The organism is Streptomyces sp. NPDC034049 (assembly GCF_055575575.1).
Genome location: NZ_JBVISJ010000011.1, coordinates 159,996 through 184,185, shown reverse-complemented (window position 1 = coordinate 184,185; position 24,190 = coordinate 159,996). Strand labels below are relative to the sequence as shown.

At 70.9% G+C, this 24,190-nt stretch carries 21 protein-coding genes; 16 read left to right on the top strand and 5 right to left on the bottom strand.

Going from position 1 to position 24,190, the window contains the following annotated elements; translation table 11 throughout:
- Positions 1-8 precede the first annotated feature (8 nt).
- A complete protein-coding gene (locus tag ACZ52C_RS29060) occupies positions 9-1,862 on the bottom strand; it encodes an HSP90 family protein (protein ID WP_469077533.1) in 1,854 nt (617 codons plus the stop codon).
- A 192-nt stretch (positions 1,863-2,054) separates the two neighbouring features.
- On the opposite strand from ACZ52C_RS29060, the gene ACZ52C_RS29055 reads away from it, so the two are divergent.
- The 8 genes from ACZ52C_RS29055 to mutM all read left to right on the top strand — a co-directional run bounded on the left by ACZ52C_RS29055 (position 2,055) and on the right by mutM (position 10,623).
- The gene (locus ACZ52C_RS29055) at positions 2,055-5,282 is read left to right on the top strand and encodes a helicase-related protein (RefSeq protein WP_469077532.1); all 3,228 of its coding nucleotides are present in this window, start codon (positions 2,055-2,057) and stop codon (positions 5,280-5,282) included.
- Between the two features lie 137 nt (positions 5,283-5,419).
- Positions 5,420-6,007, top strand: a complete 588-nt coding sequence (rsmD, locus tag ACZ52C_RS29050; RefSeq protein ID WP_469077531.1) for a 16S rRNA (guanine(966)-N(2))-methyltransferase RsmD — start codon at positions 5,420-5,422, stop codon at positions 6,005-6,007.
- Positions 6,008-6,033: 26 nt separating this feature from the next.
- A complete protein-coding gene (gene coaD / locus ACZ52C_RS29045; protein ID WP_179202444.1) occupies positions 6,034-6,513 on the top strand; it encodes a pantetheine-phosphate adenylyltransferase in 480 nt (159 codons plus the stop codon).
- Between the two features lie 89 nt (positions 6,514-6,602).
- Positions 6,603-7,673, top strand: a complete 1,071-nt coding sequence (locus ACZ52C_RS29040) for a cell division initiation protein (protein ID WP_469077602.1) — start codon at positions 6,603-6,605, stop codon at positions 7,671-7,673.
- A 152-nt stretch (positions 7,674-7,825) separates the two neighbouring features.
- Positions 7,826-8,470 carry a YceD family protein gene (locus ACZ52C_RS29035; protein WP_469077530.1) on the top strand — a complete coding sequence of 215 codons (645 nt, stop codon included), beginning with the start codon at positions 7,826-7,828 and terminating at the stop codon, positions 8,468-8,470.
- 2 nt (positions 8,471-8,472) lie between these two features.
- Positions 8,473-8,646, top strand: a complete 174-nt coding sequence (gene rpmF, locus ACZ52C_RS29030; RefSeq protein WP_007493396.1) for a 50S ribosomal protein L32 — start codon at positions 8,473-8,475, stop codon at positions 8,644-8,646.
- Between the two features lie 19 nt (positions 8,647-8,665).
- Entirely contained in the window at positions 8,666-9,481 is an 816-nt protein-coding gene (rnc, locus tag ACZ52C_RS29025) for a ribonuclease III (RefSeq protein ID WP_469077529.1), read from the top strand.
- Between the two features lie 281 nt (positions 9,482-9,762).
- Positions 9,763-10,623: a bifunctional DNA-formamidopyrimidine glycosylase/DNA-(apurinic or apyrimidinic site) lyase gene (gene mutM, locus ACZ52C_RS29020; protein ID WP_469077528.1), complete on the top strand. Its 861-nt coding sequence runs from the start codon at positions 9,763-9,765 to the stop codon at positions 10,621-10,623.
- Here the strand turns inward: mutM and ACZ52C_RS29015 are convergent.
- Positions 10,596-11,036 carry a winged helix-turn-helix transcriptional regulator gene (locus ACZ52C_RS29015; RefSeq protein WP_192335287.1) on the bottom strand — a complete coding sequence of 147 codons (441 nt, stop codon included), beginning with the start codon at positions 11,034-11,036 and terminating at the stop codon, positions 10,596-10,598. The two genes, mutM and ACZ52C_RS29015, sit on opposite strands and share 28 nt — an antisense overlap.
- Before the next feature lie 74 nt (positions 11,037-11,110).
- Here ACZ52C_RS29015 and ACZ52C_RS29010 point away from each other — a divergent pair, with 74 nt between their 5' ends.
- On the top strand, positions 11,111-11,377 hold the full coding sequence (locus tag ACZ52C_RS29010; RefSeq protein ID WP_469077612.1) for a hypothetical protein: 267 nt from the start codon (positions 11,111-11,113) through the stop codon (positions 11,375-11,377).
- Positions 11,272-11,514, top strand: coding sequence for a DUF6188 family protein (locus tag ACZ52C_RS29005; protein ID WP_469077527.1), 243 nt, complete (start codon positions 11,272-11,274; stop codon positions 11,512-11,514). The genes ACZ52C_RS29010 and ACZ52C_RS29005 overlap by 106 nt, the downstream gene beginning before the upstream one ends.
- Positions 11,515-11,586: 72 nt before the next feature.
- Here ACZ52C_RS29005 and ACZ52C_RS29000 read toward each other — a convergent pair whose 3' ends face one another.
- A complete protein-coding gene (locus ACZ52C_RS29000) occupies positions 11,587-12,579 on the bottom strand; it encodes a CAP domain-containing protein (protein WP_469077526.1) in 993 nt (330 codons plus the stop codon).
- Between the two features lie 190 nt (positions 12,580-12,769).
- Here ACZ52C_RS29000 and ACZ52C_RS28995 point away from each other — a divergent pair, with 190 nt between their 5' ends.
- The 4 genes from ACZ52C_RS28995 (at position 12,770) to ACZ52C_RS28980 (ending at position 19,055) form a co-directional block, all read left to right on the top strand.
- The gene (locus ACZ52C_RS28995; protein WP_469077525.1) at positions 12,770-13,051 is read left to right on the top strand and encodes an acylphosphatase; all 282 of its coding nucleotides are present in this window, start codon (positions 12,770-12,772) and stop codon (positions 13,049-13,051) included.
- Between the two features lie 401 nt (positions 13,052-13,452).
- The gene (locus ACZ52C_RS28990; protein WP_005479841.1) at positions 13,453-13,653 is read left to right on the top strand and encodes a hypothetical protein; all 201 of its coding nucleotides are present in this window, start codon (positions 13,453-13,455) and stop codon (positions 13,651-13,653) included.
- Between the two features lie 273 nt (positions 13,654-13,926).
- Entirely contained in the window at positions 13,927-17,547 is a 3,621-nt protein-coding gene (gene smc / locus ACZ52C_RS28985) for a chromosome segregation protein SMC (RefSeq protein ID WP_469077524.1), read from the top strand.
- A gap of 92 nt (positions 17,548-17,639) precedes the next feature.
- Positions 17,640-19,055 (top strand): sugar porter family MFS transporter, encoded by a 1,416-nt coding sequence (locus tag ACZ52C_RS28980; RefSeq protein WP_469077523.1) that lies wholly within the window; start codon positions 17,640-17,642, stop codon positions 19,053-19,055.
- 72 nt (positions 19,056-19,127) lie between these two features.
- On the opposite strand, the gene ACZ52C_RS28975 is transcribed toward ACZ52C_RS28980, so the two are convergent.
- Complete coding sequence (locus ACZ52C_RS28975; protein WP_469077522.1) at positions 19,128-20,099, bottom strand: LLM class flavin-dependent oxidoreductase; 972 nt, start codon at positions 20,097-20,099, stop codon at positions 19,128-19,130.
- A gap of 134 nt (positions 20,100-20,233) precedes the next feature.
- Between ACZ52C_RS28975 and ftsY the strand changes: the two genes are divergently transcribed.
- Positions 20,234-21,433, top strand: coding sequence for a signal recognition particle-docking protein FtsY (ftsY, locus tag ACZ52C_RS28970; RefSeq protein ID WP_365669288.1), 1,200 nt, complete (start codon positions 20,234-20,236; stop codon positions 21,431-21,433).
- A 102-nt stretch (positions 21,434-21,535) separates the two neighbouring features.
- Here ftsY and ACZ52C_RS28965 read toward each other — a convergent pair whose 3' ends face one another.
- Positions 21,536-22,192 (bottom strand): bifunctional DNA primase/polymerase, encoded by a 657-nt coding sequence (locus ACZ52C_RS28965; RefSeq protein WP_469077521.1) that lies wholly within the window; start codon positions 22,190-22,192, stop codon positions 21,536-21,538.
- A 425-nt stretch (positions 22,193-22,617) separates the two neighbouring features.
- Between ACZ52C_RS28965 and nsdA the strand changes: the two genes are divergently transcribed.
- The gene (nsdA, locus tag ACZ52C_RS28960) at positions 22,618-24,093 is read left to right on the top strand and encodes a transcriptional repressor NsdA (RefSeq protein ID WP_469077520.1); all 1,476 of its coding nucleotides are present in this window, start codon (positions 22,618-22,620) and stop codon (positions 24,091-24,093) included.
- Positions 24,094-24,190 lie beyond the last annotated feature (97 nt).

Sequence of the window (24,190 nt, the reverse complement as noted above, 5' to 3'; positions counted from 1 at the left end):
GGCGTCCGTCACGTGCGGCCGTTCCCCTCGGTGTGCGTGGCCCACTCCAGCAGGCCGATGAAGGCGCGGTTCAGGAGCGCCGAGTCCGCGGGCCTGAGCGGCCGCTGGGCCATCAGCAGGGCCTGCCCGTACAGGGACTCCGTGGCCGTGCCGATCAGCTCCCGGTCCGTCAGGGAACTGATCCGCCGGATCAGCGGGTTGAGGTGGTTGAGCACCAGCCGCGCGCGCGGGGCGCTGCCCCGGAGCGAACCGAGGATGCCCGCCCACAGGTCGTCGGCCTGCTCCTCCGCCTCCGCGCGGGCCTGCTCGTGCCGGGCGGACCGGTCGTCCAGGTGCAGCGCGGGCACCGACAGCGGATGGAAGGCCCGCAGCACCACGTCGCAGCCCAGGGGGTCGAGCTTCGCCCGCGCGGCCGACAGGAAGCCCGCCAGCGCCAGCTCGTCATCCGGGTCCAGCACGTCCAGGTGCGCGGTCACCGTGTCGGCGTCCAGCTCGGCCACCACCGTCCCCGGACGCACCGACGGCAGCGCCTCGACCAGCTCGCTGTCGTACGTGTAACCGCCGTTGATCACCCCGACGCCCTGCGCGGACGCGATCGGCGCCACCTGCCGGTACTCCTCGACCGTCCGCGTGAAGTGCACCACCGGGTGCCGCTGCGCGAACTCCTCCAGGGACAGCCGTCCGTCGGTGGTCTCGAAGGGCAGCCACGGCAACATCGTGCGCAGCATCTCCCGGTCGTGCCGCGCCAGCGACTTCACGCCCAGGTGGTGCACCGACAGGAAGGCCGCCAGCCGCTCCGGATCACCCGCGGCGAGGCCCGTGAGCCAGTTCCGGATCCGCTCGCCGAGCGCCTCCCGCACGGCCGCCAGCGTCTCGTCCTCGTACAGCGACTCCCGCGACGCCGTGGGCCGCAGGCTGTCCGTGTCGAGGACGCAGCGCACGAAGAACGCCCAGTCGGGGAGCAGCTGTTCGGCCCGCTCGGTGAGCAGCATGCCCTTCAGATGCACCCGGTGGCTCGCCCGCTGCGCCGGGCTGACGGCGGTCGGCAGTACGTACGCGACGCCCCGGATCCCGGCCAGCGGCACGTCCAGGGCTATGGAGTCCAGCGGTGTGAACCCGAACAGGTCGTGACAGTGCCGGGCCAGCGCCACCCGCCGGCCGGCGGGGGAGGGGTACGCCCGGTCCCAGGGCGCCGGCAGATCGGTGACCGCCTCCTCGCCCACCCGGACGTCGTACGGCAGCAGCGACCCGAAGTCCCGCGCCAGCGTCAGCACGCGCGCGGGGGAGAGCCATTCGGCCGCCCCGGGCCGCGCGACCAGATGCACGGTCGTGCCCGGCTCGGGGCGCGCCTCGTCGGGCAGCGTCCGGACGGTGTACGAGCCGTCGTCGGCCGCCGTCCACTCCACGGGCGCCGCGTCCGGCCGGCGGGCGCTGCGGCTGACCACACGGATGCGCTCGGCGACCACGAAGCAGGCGAGCAGCCCGATGCCGAACTGGCCCAGGAAGTCCGAGCGGACCTCCTGGATGCCCCCGTCGTCGCGCTTGGAGCTGCGGCCGATCGTGGCGAGCAGATCATGCACATCGGCCTCGGTGAGCCCGATGCCCGAGTCCTCCACCCGCAGCGTGCCGCCCTCGGCGAACAGCCGTACCCGGGCGGGCGCGTCGGGCTGCTCGGCGCGGCGCGCGGTGATCGCGTCCACCGCGTTCTGCAGCAGCTCGCGCAGATAGACCTTGGGACTGGAGTACAGGTGGTGCGAGAGCAGATCCACCAGGCCACGCAGATCGACCTGGAACGTGTGAGGCGACTGGGGTGCCTGAGGAGTCTGGGGTGCCTGGGATGACTGTGAGGTCATTGAATCCATCGTCGCAGCGCCGGTGGGGAGGGGATTCTGGCGACGGCGGCGGGGTCGGGCGGTCCCGTTCGACGGTGACCGCGGACGGAGGCGGCAGGGCCCGACTGCTGGGCCCGGGAGTGCGTCATCCTAGGCGCGAACGACCCGCCTGACCAGCGGATTTCAAGGACGTATACGGGATTGTCAGTGGCGTGGTGTGCAATGGATCTCGTGCCCGCGCTCGAAGAACCGCTCAAGAACACGCTCGGCGCCGCCACCGCGAAGGTGATGGCCGAGCACCTCGGCCTGCACACCGTAGGCGATCTGCTGCACCACTACCCCCGCAGATACGAGGAGCGCGGCCAGCTCACCCACCTCGCCGACCTGCCGATGGACGAGCACGTCACGGTGGTCGCCCAGGTCGCCGACGCCCGCCTGCACACCTTCGCCTCCGCCAAGGCACCCCGGGGCAAGGGCCAGCGCCTCGAAGTCACCATCACCGACGGCAGCGGCCGCCTCCAGCTCGTCTTCTTCGGCAACGGCGTGCACAAACCCCACAAGGACCTCCTCCCGGGCACCCGTGCCCTCTTCGCCGGCAAGGTCTCCGTCTTCAACCGCCGCCTCCAACTGGCACACCCGGCCTACGAACTGCTGCGCGGCGAGGACGACACGGAGACCGTGGACACCTGGGCAGGCGCCCTCATCCCGATCTACCCGGCCACCGCCAAGCTGGAGTCCTGGAAGATCGCCAAGGCGGTCCAGACCGTCCTCCCCCGCGCCCAGGAGGCCGTCGACCCCCTCCCGGACTCCCTGCGCGAGGGCCGGGGCCTGGCCACCCTCCCCGAAGCCCTCCTGAAGATCCACCGCCCGCACACCAGGGCCGACATCGAGTCCGCCCGCGACCGCCTCAAGTGGGACGAGGCCTTCGTCCTCCAGGTCGCCCTCGCCCGCCGCCGCCACGCCGACGCCCAACTCCCCGCCGTGGCCCGCCGCCCCGCCCCCGAAGGCCTCCTCACCGCCTTCGACGCCCGCCTCCCCTTCACCCTCACCGACGGCCAGCAGAAGGTCTCCCGGGAGATCTTCGACGACCTGGCCACCGAGCACCCGATGCACCGGCTGCTCCAGGGGGAAGTCGGATCAGGAAAGGCCCAACCCCTCGACTCGCTCGTGCTCACACCTGCCGGTTTCCGTCGAATGGGGGAGATGCGGGTCGGTGACGAAGTCGTCGTACCGGACGGGGAGACCGCGCTGATCGACGGCGTCTTCCCGCAAGGAGAGCGCGATGTGTGGCGTCTGGTCCTTTCCGACGGAAGTTCTGTGGAGTGCGACGACGAGCATCTCTGGATCGTCGGAACGACTTGTGGGTGGCACCGGGGCCAGGCGCCCAAGGTCATGACGACGCGGGAGATCCGTCTCGATACGTTCAAGGCGAACGGGTCCTCGAAGTGGTACATCCCGGCCGCAGCACCCGCCGACCTCGGAGGCGACTCGGGGCTGCCACTGGACCCTTATCTGTTCGGCCTTCTCCTCGGGGACGGCTCATTCCGGCACAACCTGCGGCTGTCCGCGATCGACGACGAGATCCGTGATGCCGTGGCCGCAGCCGTGGCGCCGGAATGCAGTCTCGTACCGGTGAAGGGCTCTCGCTGCGACTACACGATCCAGCTCTCCCGACGAGTCGGCGGATTGCGCAACCCGGTGATCCAGACCCTGCGGGATCTGAACCTCTGGGGCGAGACGTCGCACGGCAAGTTCGTTCCCGACGAGTTCAAGAACACGTCGGTCAAGAACCGTCTCGCTCTGTTGCAAGGGCTCCTGGACATCGATGGCACGGTCCAGGCGGACGGCATGAGCGTGTCGCTCTGCACGGCCTCGCGCAGGCTTGCGGACGATGTCGCCTGGCTGGTGCGCTCGCTCGGCGGCCGTGCCCGCGTCCTGCCGAAGCAAGCGGCTTTCAACGTCTCGGTCGCGTTGCCCGACGAGTACACGCCGTTCAGGCTGACCCGTAAGGCCGACCGTGTCCGGCCACGGCCGAAATGCAACACCTTCCGGCGGGGAATCCGAGCCGTCGAGCACGTGGGGCGAAAGCCGGTCCAGTGCATCAGCGTGGCGCACCCGAGCCACGCATACGTCACCGACAACTTCACGGTCACCCACAACACGATGGTGGCCCTGCGCGCCATGCTCGCCGTCGTCGACTCGGGCGGGCAGGCCGCCATGCTCGCGCCCACCGAGGTGCTCGCCCAGCAGCACCACCGGTCGGTGACCGAGATGATGGGGGAGCTGGCCGAGGGCGGGATGCTGGGCGGCGCCGAGCACGCCACCAAGGTGGTGCTGCTCACCGGCTCGATGGGCGCCGCCGGCCGCCGGCAGGCCCTGCTGGACCTGGTCACCGGCGAGGCCGGCATCGTCATCGGCACGCACGCGCTGATCGAGGACAAGGTCCAGTTCCACGACCTGGGCCTGGTCGTGGTGGACGAGCAGCACCGCTTCGGCGTGGAACAGCGCGACGCCCTGCGGGGCAAGGGCAAACAGCCGCCGCACCTCCTCGTCATGACGGCCACCCCCATCCCGCGCACGGTCGCCATGACCGTCTTCGGCGACCTGGAGACCTCGGTCCTGGACCAGCTCCCGGCCGGCCGCTCACCCATCGCCAGCCATGTGGTCCCGGCCGCCGACAAGCCCCACTTCCTCGCCCGCGCCTGGGAACGGGTCCGCGAGGAGGTGGCGAACGGCCACCAGGCGTACGTCGTCTGCCCGCGCATCGGCGACGACATCGACGAACCCGGCGACCCGAAGAAGGCCAAAAAGTCCCCGGAGGACGAGGCCGAGAAGCGCCCGCCGCTCGCCGTCCTCGACGTCGCCGACCAGCTCGCCAAGGGCCCCCTGAACGGCCTGCGGGTGGAAGTCCTGCACGGCAGGATGCACCCCGACGACAAGGACGCGGTCATGCGCCGCTTCGCCGCCGGCGAGACCCAGGTGCTGGTCGCCACCACGGTCATCGAGGTCGGGGTGAACGTCCCGAACGCCACCGCCATGGTGATCATGGACGCCGACCGTTTCGGTGTCTCCCAGCTCCACCAGCTCCGCGGCCGGGTGGGCCGGGGCTCCGCCGCCGGTCTCTGCCTCCTCGTCACCGAGATGCCCGAGGCCAGTGCCGCCCGCCAGCGCCTGGGCGCCGTCGCCTCCACCCTCGACGGCTTCGAACTCTCCCGCATCGACCTGGAACAGCGCCGCGAGGGCGATGTCCTCGGCCAGGCCCAGTCCGGCGCCCGCACCAGCCTGCGCATGCTCACCGTCATCGACGACGAGGAGATCATCGCGGAGGCGAGGGAGGAGGCGGCGGCGGTGGTCGCGGCCGACCCCGACCTGGAGCACCTCCCGGCACTGCGGACCGCCCTGGACGCCCTCCTGGACGAGGAGAGGGAGCAGTACCTGGACAAGGGCTGAGGGCAGCGCGTCCTTCAGGGGCGCGGGGAACTGCGCGAGCGACCACGACGCTGTCGCAGTCGCCCCTGGCCCTCACCACCCCTCTCCTCCGACTGCCAGACTGGACCTGTGACCACGCCCTCGAACAAGGACCCAAGATGACCCGCGTGATCGCCGGCGCCGCCGGCGGACGCCGCCTCGCCGTCCCGCCGGGCAACGGCACCCGCCCCACCTCCGACCGCGCACGCGAGGGCCTCTTCTCCACCTGGCAGTCCCTCCTCGGCGGCCCCCTGGACGGCGAACGCGTCCTCGACCTCTACGCCGGCTCCGGCGCCGTAGGCCTGGAGGCACTCTCCCGGGGCGCGGCCCACACCCTGCTGGTGGAGGCCGACGCCCGCGCCGCGAGAACGGTCCGCGACAACGTCCGATCGCTCGGCCTCCCCGGCGCCGAGGTGAGATCGGGCAAAGCCGAGCAGATCATCCAGGGCCCGGCGCCGGACGAGCCGTACGACCTCGTCTTCCTGGACCCGCCGTACGCCGTCTCGGACGACGATCTTCGGGAGATCCTGCTCACACTCCGTACCGGGGGCTGGCTCGGCGACGAAGCCCTCGTCACCGTGGAGCGCAGCACCAGAGGCGGTGAATTCGCCTGGCCGACCGGTTTCGAAGCCATCAGGGCCCGTCGCTACGGCGAGGGAACGTTTTGGTACGGTCGCGCCGCCTCTACGTGCGAAGACGCACGATGACCGGACCGGAGAGCGAGGGATCCCAAGTGCGCCGTGCCGTCTGTCCCGGGTCGTTCGACCCCATCACCAACGGACATCTCGACATCATTGGCCGCGCCTCCAAGTTGTACGACGAGGTCTATGTCGCGGTGATGATCAACAAGTCCAAGAAGGGCCTCTTCGAGGTCGACGAGCGGATCGAGCTGATCCGCCAGGTCACCGCCGAGTACGCGAACGTACGGGTGGAGGCCTTCCACGGACTGCTCGTCGACTTCTGCAAGCAGCGCGAGATCCCGGCCATCGTCAAGGGCCTGCGCGCGGTCAGCGACTTCGACTACGAGCTGCAGATGGCCCAGATGAACATCGGCCTGTCGGGCGTGGAGACCCTCTTCGTCCCCACCAACCCCACCTACAGCTTCCTGTCGTCCTCCCTGGTCAAGGAGGTCGCGACCTGGGGCGGCGACGTCTCCCACCTGGTGCCGCCGCTGGTGCTCGAAGCGCTGGCCGAGCGACTGAAGCGGGACTGAGCGGACGAACGTCCCCCGCTGGCCGTACAGTCGACCCGACCGTCTCCAACACAGCTGTAGAGAGTGGCGAGCACACGGTGGACCACACGGTGGACGTGCAGAAGAAGCTCGACGAGATCGTCTCGGTGGTCTCCGGCGCCCGATCCATGCCCATGTCGGCCTCGTGCGTGCTCAACCGCGCCGAACTGCTCTCCCTCCTCGACGAACTGCGCGCGGCCCTGCCCGACTCCCTCGCCCAGGCGCAGGAGCTGATCGGCGACCGCGACCACATGGTCGAGCGGGCCCGCCAGGAGGCCGAGCGGATCGTCGCGAACGCGCACGCCGAGCGCGGCTCCCTGATCTCCGACACCGAGGTCGCCCGCCGCTCCCAGGACGAGGCCGAGCGCATCCTCGGCGAGGCCCGTCAGGAGGCCGAGGAGGTCCGCGCCGAGGCCGACGACTACGTCGACTCCAAGCTCGCCAACTTCGAGGTCGTCCTCACCAAGACCCTCGGCTCGGTCGGCCGCGGCCGCGAGAAGCTCCTCGGTACGGGCCCCGGCCTCGACGAGCAGGGCTACGCGGACGACGACGCCCCCGAGCGCAGCCACGACCCCGAGACCCTGCGCCGCGACGCCGACGCCTACGTGGACGCGAAGCTCGGCGCCTTCGAGGCCGTCCTCGCCAAGACCCTGGAGGCCGTCGGCCGCGGCCGCCAGAAGCTCCACGGCCGGATCGCCACCGACGACCTCGGCTCCCTCGCCCTGAACGACGACGGCACCTCCCCGCAGCCCACCAGCGACGCCGACTACCTGGCCGGTCTCGCCGACAGCCCCGCCCAGCAGACCCCGTCCCTGGCGGAGCGGCCGTACGGGCAGCAGGACTCCTACGCGGCGACGGCGTACCAGCAGGACCCCTACGGGGGCTACCAGCAGCAGTACGCCCAGCCCCAGCAGTCCGCAGACCCCTACGGCTACCAGCAGGCCGACCCGTACGCGGCCGGCTACCCGCAGCAGCCGTCGTACGAGCCGAACCAGGGGCACGTGGACCCGCAGGGGCAGCAGGACCAGCAGGGGCACCAGGGGTACGCGCAGCCGCAGGCGAACACGCTCGACGAGACCAGCCTCTTCGACACCACCATGATCACGGCGGAGCAGTTGCGCCGCTACGAGCAGGGCCGCTGACAGCGGATTGGGCCGACAGCGAAAGGTCCAGTATCCTGGTTCTTCGGTCGTGCGTGCGTTCATGCTGTCCGCAACAGACGCCCGCGATCGAGCGCTGCCCGGAACACCAGGGGCGGCGCCCTCCTGACGAGTTTCGAAGACCGAAAGCAGAAATGGCTCTGAACGCCCGCCTCGACCACCGCAACCCCCTCGTGTTCGACACACACGAGCTGGGTCGGCGGCCCGGTGCGCAGCAGCGCCTGACGCGTTCGGTCGACGCTCCCAAGGACCTCGGGATCAAGGGGGTCGTCGGAGTGCCGGAAGGCGCCCCGGTGGAGCTCGAACTCCGTCTGGAATCGGTCATGGAAGGGGTGCTCGTCACAGGCACCGCCCGTGCCGACGCCAAGGGGGAGTGCGTAAGGTGTCTGGAGCCGGTCGAGCTGGAGCTCGAAGCGGACTTCCAGGAGATGTTCTCGTACCCCGACGCCGATGAGCGGGGCCGCGTGATCGCGGAACCCGACAGCGACGCCGAGGACGACGAGGACAGGCTCTTCCTCGAGGACGGACTGTTCGACCTCGAACCCGTGCTGCGTGATGCGGTGGTGCTCGCACTGCCGATGCAGCCGGTGTGCCAGGACGACTGCCCCGGCCTGTGCTCCGAGTGTGGAGCCCGGCTCGCGGACGACCCGGACCACCACCACGACGCCGTCGACATCCGTTGGGCGGCACTGCAGGGACTCGCCGGTTCACTCGAAGACGGCGAGAAGGACGAGATGAGCGGCGCCGAACCCGGTGTCGACGAGAAGCAGGAGAAGTAGCCGTGGCTGTTCCGAAGCGGAAGATGTCGCGCAGCAACACGCGCCACCGCCGGTCGCAGTGGAAGGCTGCGGTCCCCACCCTGGTTGCGTGCGAGCGCTGCCACGAGCCCAAGCTGCAGCACATCGCGTGCCCGTCTTGCGGCACCTACAACAAGCGCCAGGTCCTCGAGGTCTGAGCGGCTGGTGAGAGGCTCTATGTCTGACGCCAAGGCGGAGACCAACGCCAAGAAAAAGGCGGAGAACACAGCCTCGTCCCACACGCTTCTGGAAGGGCGGCTCGGCTACAAGCTCGAGTCCGCCCTTCTGGTGCGTGCGCTGACCCACCGTTCGTACGCGTACGAGAACGGCGGTCTGCCGACCAACGAGCGCCTGGAGTTCCTCGGGGACTCCGTCCTCGGCCTCGTGGTCACGGACACGCTGTACCGCACCCACCCCGACCTGCCCGAAGGCCAATTGGCCAAGCTGCGGGCCGCGGTGGTCAACTCTCGTGCGCTGGCGGAGGTGGGCCGTGGGCTCGACCTCGGCTCCTTCATCCGGCTCGGCCGCGGTGAAGAGGGCACAGGTGGCCGGGACAAGGCATCCATCCTCGCCGACACCCTCGAAGCGGTGATCGGTGCGGTCTATCTCGACCAGGGGCTCGACTCGGCGGCGGAGCTGGTGCACCGCCTGTTCGACCCGCTGATCGAGAAGTCCTCGAACCTCGGAGCCGGCCTGGACTGGAAGACCAGCCTCCAGGAGCTCACCGCGACCGAGGGGCTCGGCGTGCCCGAGTACCTGGTCACGGAGACCGGCCCCGACCACGAGAAGACCTTCACCGCTGCCGCCCGCGTCGGAGGCGTCTCGTACGGCACCGGCACCGGCCGCAGCAAGAAGGAAGCGGAGCAGCAGGCGGCCGAGTCCGCCTGGCGTGCGATCCGCGCCGCGGCGGACGAGCGGGCGAAGGCGGCGGCCGAAGCCGCGGCGTCGGCCGCCGACATCGCGGACACCCCTTCGGACACCGCCCCGGCCTGACGCCGAGGGCTGCCGCCCCCGAAGCCCCCGTGAGGGGGTGAGGGGGCGGCTTCGGTGCGTTCTCGGGTGCGGGCGGGTAGGGCTTCTCGCGCAGTTCCCCGCGCCCCTGAAAGACCAGGCCCGCAGCCCTGTAGGGCGACCGGCAGCGGGCCTGAGAAGCACGGGGCGCAGCCCCTGCTTTTCAGGGGGCGCGGGGAACTGCGCGAGAAGCCCCACCCGCCCGCACCCACCCCCCAAGCTCACCCCCTCACGCCCCCCCCGCTCAACCTCCGGAGGACCCCGTGCCCGAACTGCCCGAGGTCGAGGTCGTCCGACGCGGTCTGGAGCGCTGGGTGGCGCACCGCACCGTCGCCGACGTCGAGGTGCTGCACCCCCGGGCGATCCGTCGGCACCTGGCCGGCCCGGAGGACTTCGCGCACCGGCTCAAGGGCCACCGCATCGGGGAGCCCAGCAGGCGCGGCAAGTACCTGTGGCTGCCCGTGGAGGACACCGGGATCGCCGTCCTCGCGCACCTCGGCATGAGCGGCCAACTGCTCGTGCAGCCGCACGACGCGGCCGACGAGAAGCACCTCAGGATCCGGGTCCGCTTCGCGGACGACCTCGCCACCGAACTGCGCTTCGTCGACCAACGCACCTTCGGCGGACTGTCGTTGCACGACACCACCCCCGACGGGCTGCCGGACGTCATCGCGCACATCGCCCGCGACCCCCTCGACCCGCAGTTCGACGCCGAGGCCTTCCACCAGGCGCTGCGGCGGAAGCGCACGACGATCAAACGGGCCCTGCTCGACCAGTCGTTGATCAGCGGAGTGGGCAACATCTACGCGGACGAGGCGCTCTGGCGGGCGAGGATCCACTTCGAGCGCCCCACCGCCGGTTTCACGCGCCCCCGCACCACCGAACTCCTGGGCCACGTACGGGACGTGATGAACGCGGCCCTCGCGGTGGGCGGCACGAGCTTCGACAGCCTCTACGTCAACGTGAACGGTGAGTCGGGGTACTTCGACCGCTCCCTGGACGCGTACGGCCGTGAGGGGCTGCCCTGTCGCCGCTGTGCCACGCCCATGCGACGGCGGCCCTGGATGAACCGGTCCAGCTACTTCTGCCCGACGTGTCAGCGGGCGCCGCGCGCCGCGTCGTAGCGCTCACGGGACCGGAGCACCTCCTCCATGCGGTCCTCCACGCAGCTGATGAGGGACATCAGTCGCGCGGAGACCTCACGGCCGAGCGGAGTGAGGCTGTAGTCGACGCGGGGCGGGTTGGTGGGCTGCGCGTCGCGGTGGACGAGGCCGTCGCGCTCCAGGGCGTGCAGCGTCTGGGAGAGCATCTTCTCGCTCACGCCGTCCACACGGCGGCGCAGCTCGTTGAAGCGGAGCGAACTGTCGTACAGCGCGCCCATGGTGAGCACGCCCCAGCGACCCGTGACGTGCTCCAGGGTGCCCCGCGAGGGGCAGTTCCTGGCGAACACGTCGAAGGCCAGCCCATCGACATCCACGACACCCGCCTCCGCGGCCTCCCGCACGGGCGCCACACCGGTCTGCGCGGCTGATTCCATACCCCGAGGATACTCCGGCACAGCGCTGACCAGAAGATTGCACTAACTGTCGGTTAGCAGTACGGAGGCAAGCGATGAAGATCCCCACCGCTCTGATCGGATCTCGGGTGGAGCGCACAGCCTTCGACCACCAAGTGGGACTGAGCCTCTGCGCCCTCGACCCCGACGAGGGCTACCGGCTGGACGCCGAGCTGATCCTGGAGACGCCGTTCCTGCTGCGGGACGCGGAAGGCCAGTGGCACGAACTCGACCCGGGCACGGGGGTGAGCCTCGCCCTGTCCTCGCCCTGTTCGGGCAGTCCGTCGCAGCGGTCGATGTCCGTGAGCACGGCACGTTGGTGATTGACTTCCACGACCGTGCCGGACTCCGGATCGGCCCCGACCCGCACTTCGCGTCCTGGCATCTCACCGGTCTCGGAGTCGAAGCCCTCACGGTCGGCCCGGGCGGCGAGGACGACTGGGAGCGTGGAGGACCGTAGGGCGGGGTCGCCGCGCGAGTTCGGCGTGGCGCCTTGGCCGGAAGGGCTCGCGGCTCTCCGCCCGCGGCTGTCTCAGTAGCCGAAGTCCTGTGTCCACCACGGGCCGCCGTCGCCCAGGACGACGCCGACTCCCAGGGTCTTGAAGTCGCAGTTCAGGATGTTCGCCCGGTGGCCGGGGCTGTTCATCCAGGCCTCCATGACCGCCTCGGCGGTCGCCTGGCCGCGGGCGATGTTCTCGCCGCCGAGGCCGGTGATCCCGAGGGCGGCCGCGCGGTCCCACGGGTCGGAGCCGTCGGGGTCGGTGTGGTCGAAGAAGCCGCGCAGGGCCATGTCCTCGCTGAACGCCTCGGCCAGCTTCGCCAGATCGCTGCTGGCGGCCACCGGCTCGCAGCCCGCCTTGGCCCGCTCCTCGTTGACCAGCAGGAGGACCGCGGCCTCGGCCTGGGTCTCGGAGGAGAGCTCCGCCGGAGAAGTGGTGTCCTTCTCCTTGCCCTTCTCCTTCTCCTTGGTGGGCTGGTCGGACGGTGTCCTGGTCTTCTGGGAGCCGGAGCCCTTGTCCGCCTCGTCGGCGGGCTTCTCCGCGGACGGGGGAGTCGAGGGGGCCGGCGTGTTCGACGGGGTGGCCTCGCGCTCGGCGTCACGGCTGGTGGACTCGTCCTCGCGCTGCTGCTGCCCCTGCGCGGCGCCGTCCGTCCCGCCCTGCTGGCTCGCCGCACCCGTCGGCGAGCCGGCGGGCACCACCGTCTCGTTGGCGTTGCCCCCGCTGATCGTGTACTGGTCGCCGCCCGGCAGCGCCCCGGTGGCCACCGCGACGGTGCCGAGGGCGACGGCGGCGGAGACACCGAGGAGACCGGTCTTCACAGGCGTCACGGTCTTCTTCTTGCGACGGCGCGAGCCACCGCCCCGTGAAGCGGCCTGGGCGTCGGCCTCCAGGAACGCGGCGAAGCCGTACAGGTTCTCCGGACCGTAGTGCGGCTCTTCGGAAACGAAGCCCCGGTCAGCGACCCCGGCGGCGCGGCCCCCCCTGGCGGCGCGGCCGGCGGCGGAGCGTCGGTGGCGTCCCATGTCTTGGCCTTCCTCGTCCTTGCGGTGTCCTGCGGTCAACGTTGGGGAGTTCGTCAACGTTGTGTTCGTCGTCTTCACGAATCTCACACGAAGGAGTGAGTTTCATATGAGATTCATTGGGTGGGGACGGTACAGCATGGCGCGAGGGGAGGGAGAGGCCCGGGAGACATTGGCCCGTTAGCGTGCAGGCATGAGCGAGGATGTACGGCTGGTCGCCTGGGTGCGTGGACGGGTGCAAGGTGTGGGTTTCCGCTGGTTCACCCGGGCCAGGGCCCTGGAGATCGGCGGCCTGAGTGGTTTTGCTCTCAATTTGGCCGACGGGCGGGTCCAGGTGGTCGCCGAGGGGCCGCGCGAGGCGTGCCAGGGGCTCCTGGAGTGGCTCCAGGGAGACGACACGCCCGGGCGCGTGGTGGGAGTGACCGAGATCTGGGACACACCCCGAGGGGGCTACGAGGGCTTCGCCATCCGCTGAGCGCACCCGCGGGGCGAGTCGCCCGAGAGCGGAGGGGAGCGCCACCGGCATATGCCAGGAGCATGCACAAACCAGAAATGTGCAGGTGATTGCCAAGACGGGTTTGTCATGGCAGGCTCCGAAGAAAGGATGATCCCCTCGCTCCGCCGGCCAGGAGAGGCCCCGCAGTCGCCGCAGCGTCGCCCGATCGGGGCCGCGCGGCAGAGGGATGCCCGCCAAAGCGGGGCGTGATCGTGTTGACCGTCAAACTTTTTGGTGAGACGCTAAAAGCAACCCCGCGCACCTTAGCTGTTTGGCATGAAGACGGCAGCAAAAACTCAACAGTGCCAAGCAATGCGGGTGCGATTCCCTCACGACCCACACCGCTTCGGTCGGTCACTCATTGTGGAGGACCATCCATCATGGCAAAGGCGCTTCTCGGTTACGTCGGCGGCTCCGACCCGCGACTCCTCGCCGAGATGCGACGGCTCCAGCAGCGCGTCCAGGACCTGGAATCCGAGCTCGGACGCATCCAGGCGGAGAACGACGCGCTGACGGCTGCCGCTTCTCACGACTCGCTCATGGAGCTCGACGCACGCCAGGCGGAGCCTGCGCTCACCTGATCACTGCATCGCACCACGACAGACAGCAGTGGTTGGGCTGCCCGTATCAACCGCTAAGTTGTCAGATCTGCAAGGGACGCCTTCTCTCGAGGCGTCCCTTCTTTCTGTCCCCGTGAACGGGGCGGTAGGTCCCGAGCTGTTCCGTGTCCCCGAGCCCCCGTCTCGGTCCCCGACCTTTCTCACCCTCTTCAACGTCTGATGTGCCCTGCACGTTCATGGGTGAAACCGCGCGTTCATGGAGTGAGACAAGGCCGGAAGGTAGAGTCCAGCGCCGTGCACCTCAAGGCCCTGACCCTCCGTGGGTTCAAATCGTTCGCATCGGCGACCACGCTCCGGTTCGAACCGGGGATCACGTGCGTCGTCGGGCCCAACGGTTCGGGCAAGTCCAACGTCGTGGACGCGCTCAGCTGGGTCATGGGCGAACAGGGCGCCAAGTCGCTGCGCGGCGGCAAGATGGAGGACGTCATCTTCGCCGGCACCACCGGGCGTCCCCCGCTCGGCCGCGCCGAGGTGTCCCTGACCATCGACAACTCCGATGGGGCCCTCCCCATCGAGTACTCCGAGGTCACGATCACGCGGATCATGTTCCGCAACGGCGGCAGCGAGTACCAGATCAACGGCGACACCTGCCGCCTCCTCGACATCCAGGACCTGCTCTCCGACTCCGGCATCGGCCGCGAGATGCACGTCATCGTCGGCCAGGGCCAGCTTGACTCCGTCCTGCACGCCGACCCCATGGGCCGCCGCGCCTTCATCGAGGAGGCCGCCGGCGTCCTCAAGCACCGCAAGCGCAAGGAGAAGGCGCTCCGGAAACTGGACGCCATGCAGGCCAACCTGGCCCGCGTCCAGGACCTCACCGACGAACTCCGCCGCCAGCTCAAGCCGCTGGGCCGCCAGGCCGCCGTCGCCCGCCGGGCCGCCGTCATCCAGGCCGACCTGCGCGACGCCCGTCTGCGCCTGCTCGCCGACGACCTCGTACGTCTGCACGCGGCGCTCCGGACGGAGGTCGCCGACGAGGCGGCGCTGAAGCAGCGCAAGGAGGCCGCCGAGGCCGAGCTGAAGAAGGCGCTCCAGCGCGAGGCGCACCTGGAGGGCGAGGTGCGCCGGCTGACCCCGCGCCTCCAGCGCGCCCAGGAGACCTGGTACGAGCTGTCGCAGCTCGCCGAACGGGTGCGCGGCACGATCTCGCTCGCCGACGCCCGGATCAAGAGCGCCACCTCCGCGCCGCCCGAGGAACGGCGCGGCCGGGACCCCGAGGACATGGAGCGCGAGGCCGCCCGCATCCGCGAGCAGGAGGCCGAACTCGAAGCGGCTCTCGAAGCGGCCGAGCGAGCCCTGGAGGACACGGTCGAGCACCGCGCCGAGCTGGAGCGCGAACTGATGGTCGAGGAGCGCCGGCTGAAGGACGTGGCCCGTTCCATCGCCGACCGTCGCGAGAGCCTCGCCCGCCTGGGTGGCCAGGTCAACGCCGCCCGCTCCCGGGCGGCCTCCGCCCAGTCCGAGATCGACCGCCTCGCCGCCGCCCGCGACGAGGCGCGGGAACGTGCCACCGCCGCCCAGGAGGAGTACGAGACGCTCAAGGCCGAGGTCGACCATCTCGACGCCGACGACTCCGACCTGGCCGAACAGCACGACGCCGCCAAGCGGGCACTGGTCGAGGCCGAGACCGCCCTCGCCGCCGCCCGCGAGGCCACGACCACCGCCGAACGGCGCCGCGCCGCCACCCAGGCCCGCCACGAAGCCCTCGCCCTCGGCCTGCGCCGCAAGGACGGCACGGGCGCGCTTCTCGGTGCGAAGGACCGCCTCGGCGGGGTACTGGGTCCGGCCGCCGAACTGCTGACGGTCACCCCGGGACACGAGGTCGCCCTCGCGGCCGCCTTCGGTGCGGCGGCGGACGCCATCGCGGTGACCTCACCCTCCGCCGCGGCGGAGGCGATCCGGCTGCTGCGCAAGCAGGACGCCGGACGAGCAGCGCTGTTGACCGCGGGAGGGCTGGAGGACCCGACGCCGGTTCCCGAGGCCGAGCCCCAAAGGGGCGCAGGGAACCGCGCGACCAGCCACGACGGACCCGCGGACGAACACCGGCCGCACCCGGGGATTCCCGCGGAGCGCCTGGTGCGAGCCCCCTCCGACCTCACCCCCGCCGTCCGCCGCCTCCTCCACCGCATCGTCGTCGTGGATTCCCTCGAAGACGCCGAGGCCCTCGTCTACGCGCGCCCGGACCTCACCGCCGTCACCGCCGAGGGCGACCTGCTCGGGGCCCACTTCGCCCACGGCGGCTCGGCCGGGGCACCGAGCCTGCTGGAGGTGCAGGCCGCCGTCGACGAGGCGGCGGCCGAGCTGGAGGAGCTGGCCGTACGGTGCGAGGAATTGGCCGAGGCCCAGCAGAACGCGGTCGAGCTGCGCCGGGAGCGGGCCGGGATCGTGGAGGAGCTGGGGGAGCGGCGCCGGGCGGGCGAGCGGGAGAAGTCGGCGGTCGCACAGCAGCTCGGGCGCCTCGCCGGGCAGGCACGGGGCGCCGCCGGGGAGGCCGAGCGGTCCACGGCCGCCGCCGCACGCGCCCAGGAGGCGCTCGACAAGGCCGTACAGGATGCCGAGGAGCTGGCCGAACGGCTCGCGGTGGCCGAGGAGATGCCCGTCGAGGAGGAGCCGGACACCTTCGTACGGGATCGGCTCGCGGCGGACGGGGCCAACGCGCGGCAGACCGAGATGGAGGCCCGGCTCCAGGTGCGGACGCACGAGGAGCGGGTCAAGGGGCTCGCGGGGCGCGCGGATGCGCTCGACCGGGCCGCGCGCGCCGAGCGTGAGGCGCGGGCTCGTGCCGAGCAGCGCAGGGCACGGCTGCGGCACGAGGCGGCCGTGGCCGAGGCGGTCGCCTCCGGTGCCCGGCAGCTGCTCCGGCACGTCGAGGTCTCCCTCGCCCGCGCGGAGCGGGAACGCACCGCCGCCGACGCGGCCAAGGCACGCCGTGAGCAGGAGCTCGCGCAGGCCCGTGACGAGGGGCGCGGCCTGAAGGCGGAGCTGGACAAGCTGACCGACTCCGTGCACCGGGGCGAGGTGCTCGGCGCCGAGAAGCGGATGCGGATCGAGCAGCTGGAGACCAGGGCGCTGGAGGAACTGGGCGTCGAACCGGAGGGGCTGATCGCGGAGTACGGGCCCGACCAGCTCGTACCGCCGTCGCCGCCGGCGGAGGGGGAGGAACTGCCGGAGGACCCGGAGCACCCCCGCAACCAGCCGAAGACGTTCCACCGCGCCGAGCAGGAGAAGCGGCTCAAGGCGGCAGAGCGGGCGTACCAGCAGCTCGGCAAGGTCAATCCGCTGGCGCTGGAGGAGTTCGCGGCGCTGGAGGAGCGGCACAAGTTCCTCAGCGAACAGCTGGAGGACCTGAAGAAGACCCGCGCTGATCTGCTGCAGGTGGTGAAGGAGGTCGACGAGCGGGTCGAGCAGGTCTTCACCGAGGCGTACTGGGACACCGCGCGGGAGTTCGAGGGCGTGTTCGGCCGGCTCTTCCCGGGCGGGGAGGGACGGCTGATCCTCACCGACCCGGACAACATGCTCACCACCGGCGTCGACGTCGAGGCCCGGCCGCCCGGCAAGAAGGTCAAGCGGCTGTCGCTGCTCTCCGGCGGGGAGCGGTCGCTGACCGCCGTCGCCATGCTGGTGTCGATCTTCAAGGCGCGGCCCAGCCCGTTCTACGTGATGGACGAGGTCGAGGCGGCGCTCGACGACACCAACCTCCAGCGGCTGATCCGGATCATGCAGGAGCTGCAGGAGGCGTCACAGCTGATCGTGATCACGCACCAGAAGCGCACCATGGAGGTCGCCGACGCACTGTACGGCGTGTCGATGCAGGGTGACGGTGTCTCGAAGGTGATCAGCCAGCGGCTGCGTTAGGTGTTTCCGAGCGGGGGTAGGCGGGGCTGGTCCAGCAGATCATCAGGCCCGTTCCCCCGACATCGGCGACGTGCCCGCCGAGGAGTACAGACGTGACCAGCACAGCGCAGCCCAGGGCAGGAGCGGTCGGCGCTCAGCCCGACCATCTCTCCCACGTGATCTTCATCGCGGCGGCGGCCGCGATGGGCGGCTTCCTCTTCGGCTACGACAGCGCCGTGATCAACGGCGCCGTCGAGGCCATCCGCCACCGCTACGACATCGGCTCCACGGCCCTGGCACAGGTCATCGCCGTCGCCCTGATCGGCTGTGCCGTCGGCGCGGCCACCGCGGGCCGCATCGCCGACCGCATCGGTCGCATCCGGTGCATGCAGATCGCGGCCGCCCTCTTCACGGTGAGCGCCGTCGGCTCCGCGCTCCCCTTCGCGCTCTGGGACCTCGCCTTCTGGCGGATCGTCGGCGGCTTCGCCATCGGCATGGCGTCCGTCATCGGCCCCGCCTACATCGCCGAGGTCGCCCCGCCGGCCTACCGTGGCCGGCTCGGCTCGTTCCAGCAGGCCGCGATCGTCGTCGGTATCGCTGTCTCCCAGCTGGTGAACTGGGGCATTCTGAACGCCGCCGACGGAGACCAGCGCGGTGAACTGCTCGGCCTGGAGGCCTGGCAGATCATGCTCGGTGTCATGGTCGTCCCCGCCGTGCTGTACGGCCTGCTCTCCTTCGCGATCCCCGAGTCCCCCCGCTTCCTGATCTCCGTCGGCCGGCGCGAGCGCGCCCGCGAGGTGCTCGCCGAGGTCGAGGGCAAGGACGTCGACCTGGACGCCCGGGTGGCCGAGATCGAGTCGGCGATGAACAGCGAGCACAAGTCGACCTTCAAGGACCTGCTCGGCGGCAGCTTCCTCTTCAAGCCGATCGTCTGGATCGGCATCGGACTGTCGGTCTTCCAGCAGTTCGTCGGCATCAACGTCGCCTTCTACTACTCCGCGACACTGTGGCAGTCCGTGGGTGTCGACCCGAGCGAGTCGTTCTTCTACTCCTTCACGACCTCGATCATCAACATCGTCGGCACCGTCATCGCGATGATCTTCGTCGACCGGATCGGCCGCAAGCCGCTCGCCCTCGTCGGCTCCGTCGGCATGGTCATCGGCCTCGCCCTGGAGGCCTGGGCCTTCTCCTACGACCTGGTCGACGGCAAGCTCCCCGCCACCCAGGGCTGGGTCGCCCTGATCGCCGCCCACGTCTTCGTCCTCTTCTTCGCGCTCTCCTGGGGCGTCGTCGTCTGGGTCATGCTCGGCGAGATGTTCCCCAACAGGATCCGCGCCGCCGCCCTGGGCGTCGCCGCCTCCGCCCAGTGGATCGCCAACTGGGCCATCACCGCGAGCTTCCCGTCCCTGGCCGACTGGAACCTCTCCGTGACGTACGTGATCTACACGGTCTTCGCCGCGCTCTCCATCCCCTTCGTCCTGAAGTTCGTCAAGGAGACGAAGGGCAAGGCACTGGAGGAGATGGGCTAGCCCGTGCCCCGCCGCCGCCCCGGTCCGACCGCCGAGCGGGCCGGGGCAGCGGTTCGCCGGGGTGGACGAACGTCAGCCGGCGAGGCGCGGCAGCACCCGATCGGCGAACAGCCGCAGCCCCCGCCACCCCTCCTCGACCGGCATCCCGCCGGCCAGCGGATGCAGCACGTAGTTGTCCAGCCCCAGCGCCACGCACTCGTCCGGCGTGACGATCCGGTACACGCCCTCCGCGCGCAGCTCCGCCACCGTCGACGCCCCCGACCGCACGGCCGACCGGATGCCGGCCGACTGCCAGGAGGCGTACGTCCGGGCCTCGTGCAGGAAGTGCCCGCCGTACTCGGCCCACGCCCGGTCCGGATCCTCCGCCACGTGCAGCAGCGGCGTCTCGGCGGCCGGCATCATCGTCCAGCCCTCGGTGCCGAACTCGACGAGCCGCTCCTTGTAGTACGCCTCCAGCTCCGGCAGATGCGCGCTCGGGAAGAAGGGGAGCCCCAGCCGGGCCGCCCGGCGGGCCGCCGCCTTCGAGGAACCGCCGACCAGCAGCAGCGGATGCGGCTCGGTGCCCGGACGCGGGGTGACCCGGACCGTGCGCCCCCGGTAGGTGAACGGCTCACCCGTCCACGCCCGGAGCAGTGTCTCCAGCACCTCGTCCTGGAGCCTGCCGCGCTCCTTCCAGACCACGTCGAACTGCGCGTACTCCTCCGGCCGGTACCCGATCCCGGCGACGGTCACCAGCCGGCCACCGCTCACCAGATCCAGTACGGCGATGTCCTCCGCCAGCCGTAGCGGGTCGTGCAGTGGCCCGATCATCGCCGACACCGTGACCGCGATCCGCCGGGTGGCCCCGAACACGGCCCCCGCGAAGACGAACGGCGACGGCAGCCAGTTGTTCTCGACCCCGTGGTGCTCCTCCGTCTGCACGGTGCCGAAGCCCCGCTCGTCGGCGTACGCGGCCATCTCGACGGCGGCCCGGTAGCGGGCCCGGAGCGAGGCGGGCGTGGCGCCGGGCTCGACCAGATTGAAACGGACGACCGTGACGGGCATGGGACCCCCTTCGGGCGGCTGTGGAGGGGGACGTTAGCTGACGGCTCGTCAGGTGGCCAGGGTCGTGGAAGGGCCGTGTCCCCCCGTACGGCGATCGAACGCGTCGGGGGGTGGTCCCGCATACTGGTCCCGTTATGGAACTCATCCTTGCTGTAGTCATCGCCGTGGTCGTGCTCGGCGTGCTGGGCGGGCTCGTCGTAGGCAGCCGCAGGAAGAAGCCGCTGCCCCCGGCTCCCCCCACCACACCCGACATCACCGCACCTCCGGCCGAGCCGCATGTCGGCGACGAGGCCGAGACACCGCGCGACGAACCGCGCCGGACGATCGAGGAGGTGGACCTCCCGGACGGTTCGGCGTCGGCACCCGTGGCCGTCGAGGAACCGCCCGCCGCCCCCGAGATCGAGATCCCCGAGCCGACCGCCGGTCGTCTGGTACGGCTGCGCGCCCGGCTCTCCCGCTCGCAGAACGCGCTGGGCAAGGGGCTGCTCACGCTGCTCTCGCGCGAGCACCTCGACGACGACACCTGGGAGGAGATCGAGGACACCCTCCTCACCGCCGACGTCGGCGTCCAGCCCACCCAGGAACTGGTCGAACGGCTGCGCGAGCGGGTGAAGGTGCTCGGCACCCGCACCCCGGCGGAGCTGCGCACGCTGCTGCGCGAGGAGCTGCTGAAGATCCTCGTCCCCGAGTTCGACCGCGCGGTCCACACCGAATCGCCGCTCGACACCCCGGGCATCGTGATGGTCGTAGGCGTCAACGGCACGGGCAAGACCACGACCACCGGCAAGCTCGCGCGCGTCCTCGTCGCCGACGGCAAGAACGTCGTCCTCGGCGCCGCCGACACCTTCCGCGCCGCGGCCGCCGACCAGCTCCAGACCTGGGGCGAGCGCGTCGGCGCCCGTACCGTGCGCGGTCCCGAGGGCGGCGACCCGGCGTCGATCGCCTTCGACGCGGTCAAGGAGGGCATCGAGGAGGGCGCCGACGTCGTCCTCATCGACACCGCCGGCCGGCTGCACACCAAGACCGGCCTCATGGACGAGCTCGGCAAGGTCAAGCGCGTGGTGGAGAAGCACGCGCCGCTGGACGAGATCCTGCTGGTCCTCGACGCCACCACCGGTCAGAACGGCCTCGTCCAGGCGCGCGTCTTCGCCGAGGTCGTCGACATCACCGGCATCGTCCTCACCAAGCTCGACGGCACCGCCAAGGGCGGCATCGTCATCGCCGTACAGCGCGAGCTGGGTGTGCCCGTCAAGCTCGTCGGCCTGGGAGAGGGCGCGGACGACCTGGCGCCGTTCGAGCCGGAGGCGTTCGTGGACGCGCTGATCGGCGACTGAGACCGCGAGAGCCTCCGAAATTTCGGAAGTGGTGACGGAGAAGCGCCCGCCCCCGAGGTGCAGTCGGGGATGGGCGCTTCGCTGTGTGGGCGGCGGCCGGGGTCAGGCCCGGGACCGGTGCGCCACGTAGGCCAGGGTGCCGAGCAGCAGGCGCGCGGCCGGTGGCCTGGTCGCCGAGTCGAGCGCGGGGGAGCGGAGCCAGCGGACCGGGCCGAGGCCGCCGCGGTCGGAGGGCGGGGCGGTGACATGGGTGCCGGGGCCGAGGCCGCGCAGGTCCAGGGCGGAGGGGTCGTCCCAGCCCATGCGGTAGAGCAGGGAGGGCAGCTCGGCGGCGGCGCCGGGGGCGACGAAGAAGTGGGCGCGGCCCTCGGGGGTGGCGGTCACGGGGCCGAGGGGGAGGCCCATGCGTTCCAGACGGACCAGCGCGTGCCGCCCGGCCGACTCGGCGACCTCGATGACGTCGAACGAGCGGCCCACCGGCAGCATCACGGAGGCGCCGGGGAACTCGGCCCAGGCCTCGGTCACCTCGTCGAGCGTCGCTCCGGCGGGGACGGGAGGCGCGAAGCCGAGAGGATGCGCGCCGGGCGCGGGGCAGGTGGTCCTGCCGCACGAGCACGCGCCCGAAGCCGCCCGCGCGCCGGGGACGACATCCCATCCCCAGAGGCCGGTGAACTCGGCCACGGCCGTGCACTCCGAGGTACGGCCGCGTCGACGCGTGCCGGATCGCATCTCCCGGATGCCGCCGATCGTGAAGCCCATGCCCCCTCCAACGGGTCCAGCGCGCGGGTGGTTACGCGACGGAGTCGGAATGCGACGCTCTGCTTCCGCATGGGCGGCGCACTACGGCACGCCGGGTGGCGTGGTCGTCGGCGCGCGCCCCTGAATGCATCGCTCCGCCACTCCCGGCCGTCATGTGTCAAGTGAATCGCGGACGGGCGACCGTTAGTTCATTCGAAGGGGTGGCGAATGGTGGCGTTTCCGGGATCGCCGTGGCCGAACGCGTGATCGTAGGATTACTTTGAGTACACGGGGCCTGGGGACGTACGCGCTCGTGGGTATGCCGGAGGCAAGTCGTCTTTCCGTTCGATGGGTGACGAGGGTCGGACGTACGGCGCGGTAACCGGCATTCTGGTAGGGCTTGGCGCACACAGCGCACAGGTGGTTTCAGGGATGGGGGCGTTCCAGTGGGCGGCAACGGCGGAAGCGGGACGAACGCTGAGAAACGCCCGAACGAACTGCTCGGTTCGTGGTTCGTCCGCAGCGGATGGTCCAAGGGCGAGCTCGCCCGGCAGGTGAACCGCCGGGCCCGCCAGCTCGGCGCCAACCACATCTCCACCGACACCTCCCGCGTACGCCGGTGGCTCGACGGGGAGAACCCGCGCGAGCCGATCCCGCGGATCCTGTCCGAGCTGTTCTCCGAGCGGTTCGGCTGTGTCGTCGCCGTCGAGGACCTGGGGCTGCGCGCGGCGCACCAGTCCCCCTCCGTCTCCGGTGTCGACCTGCCCTGGACGGGCCCGCAGACCGTGGCGCTGATCAGTGAGTTCTCGCGCAGCGACCTGATGCTGGCGCGGCGTGGCTTCCTCGGGAGCTCGCTCGCCCTGTCCGCGGGCCCGGCCCTCATCGAGCCGATGCAGCGCTGGCTCGTCCCCTCGCCCCCCGCCCCGCGCGCGGAGCCCGAGCCGTCGCCCGCCGCCCGCCGCGCCGGTCGGCTCTCCCAGCCGGAGCTGGACCTCCTCGAATCCACGACCGTGATGTTCCGGCAGTGGGACGCCCAGTGCGGCGGCGGACTGCGCCGCAAGGCGGTCGTCGGCCAGCTGCACGAGGTGACCGACCTCCTCCAGGAGCCACAGCCCGAGGCCACCACCCGCAGGCTGTTCAAGGTCGCCGCCGAACTGGCCGAGCTGGCCGGTTGGATGAGCTACGACATCGGCCTCCAGCCCACCGCCCAGAAGTACTTCGTCCTCGCCCTGCACGCGGCCAAGGAGGCCGGCGACAAGCCCCTCGGTTCGTACGTCCTGTCCAGCATGAGCCGGCAGATGATCCACCTCGGCCGCCCCGACGACGCCCTCGAACTGATCCATCTCGCCCAGTACGGCAGCCGGGACTGCGCGAGTCCGCGCACCCAGTCGATGCTGTATGCGATGGAGGCCCGCGCCTACGCCAACATGGGCCAGCCCGGAAAGTGCAAGCGGGCCGTGCGGATGGCCGAGGACGTCTTCGCGGACGCCGAGGAGTGGGACGACCCGGATCCCGACTGGATCCGCTTCTTCAACGAGGCCGAACTGCACGGCGAGAACAGCCACTCCTACCGTGACCTCGCCTATGTCGCCGGCCGCAGCCCCATGTATGCCTCGCTCGCCGAGCCCGTGATGCGCCGGGCCGTCGACCTCTTCGCCGCCGACACCGAACACCAGCGGTCGTACGCGCTGAACCTCATCGGCATGGCCACCGTGCACCTGCTCCAGCGTGAGCCCGAGCAGGGCGCCGCCATGGCCAAGGAAGCCATGGACGTCGCGCGCAAGGTCCGCTCCGAGCGCGTCAACACCCGCATCCGCAAGACGGTGGACACGGCCGTACGCGATTTCGGTGGTCTCGCGGAGGTCGTCGACCTCACCGACCAGCTCGCCGTCCACCTCCCCGAGGCCGCCGAAGCGGTCTGATCCGGCCCCGGCACATCGCCGGGCCCCCTCCACGCCGCCCGCGGCCGGCCGTCCCGATCTGCCCGACTCGGCTCCCCCATGCCAGGTCATCGGATGG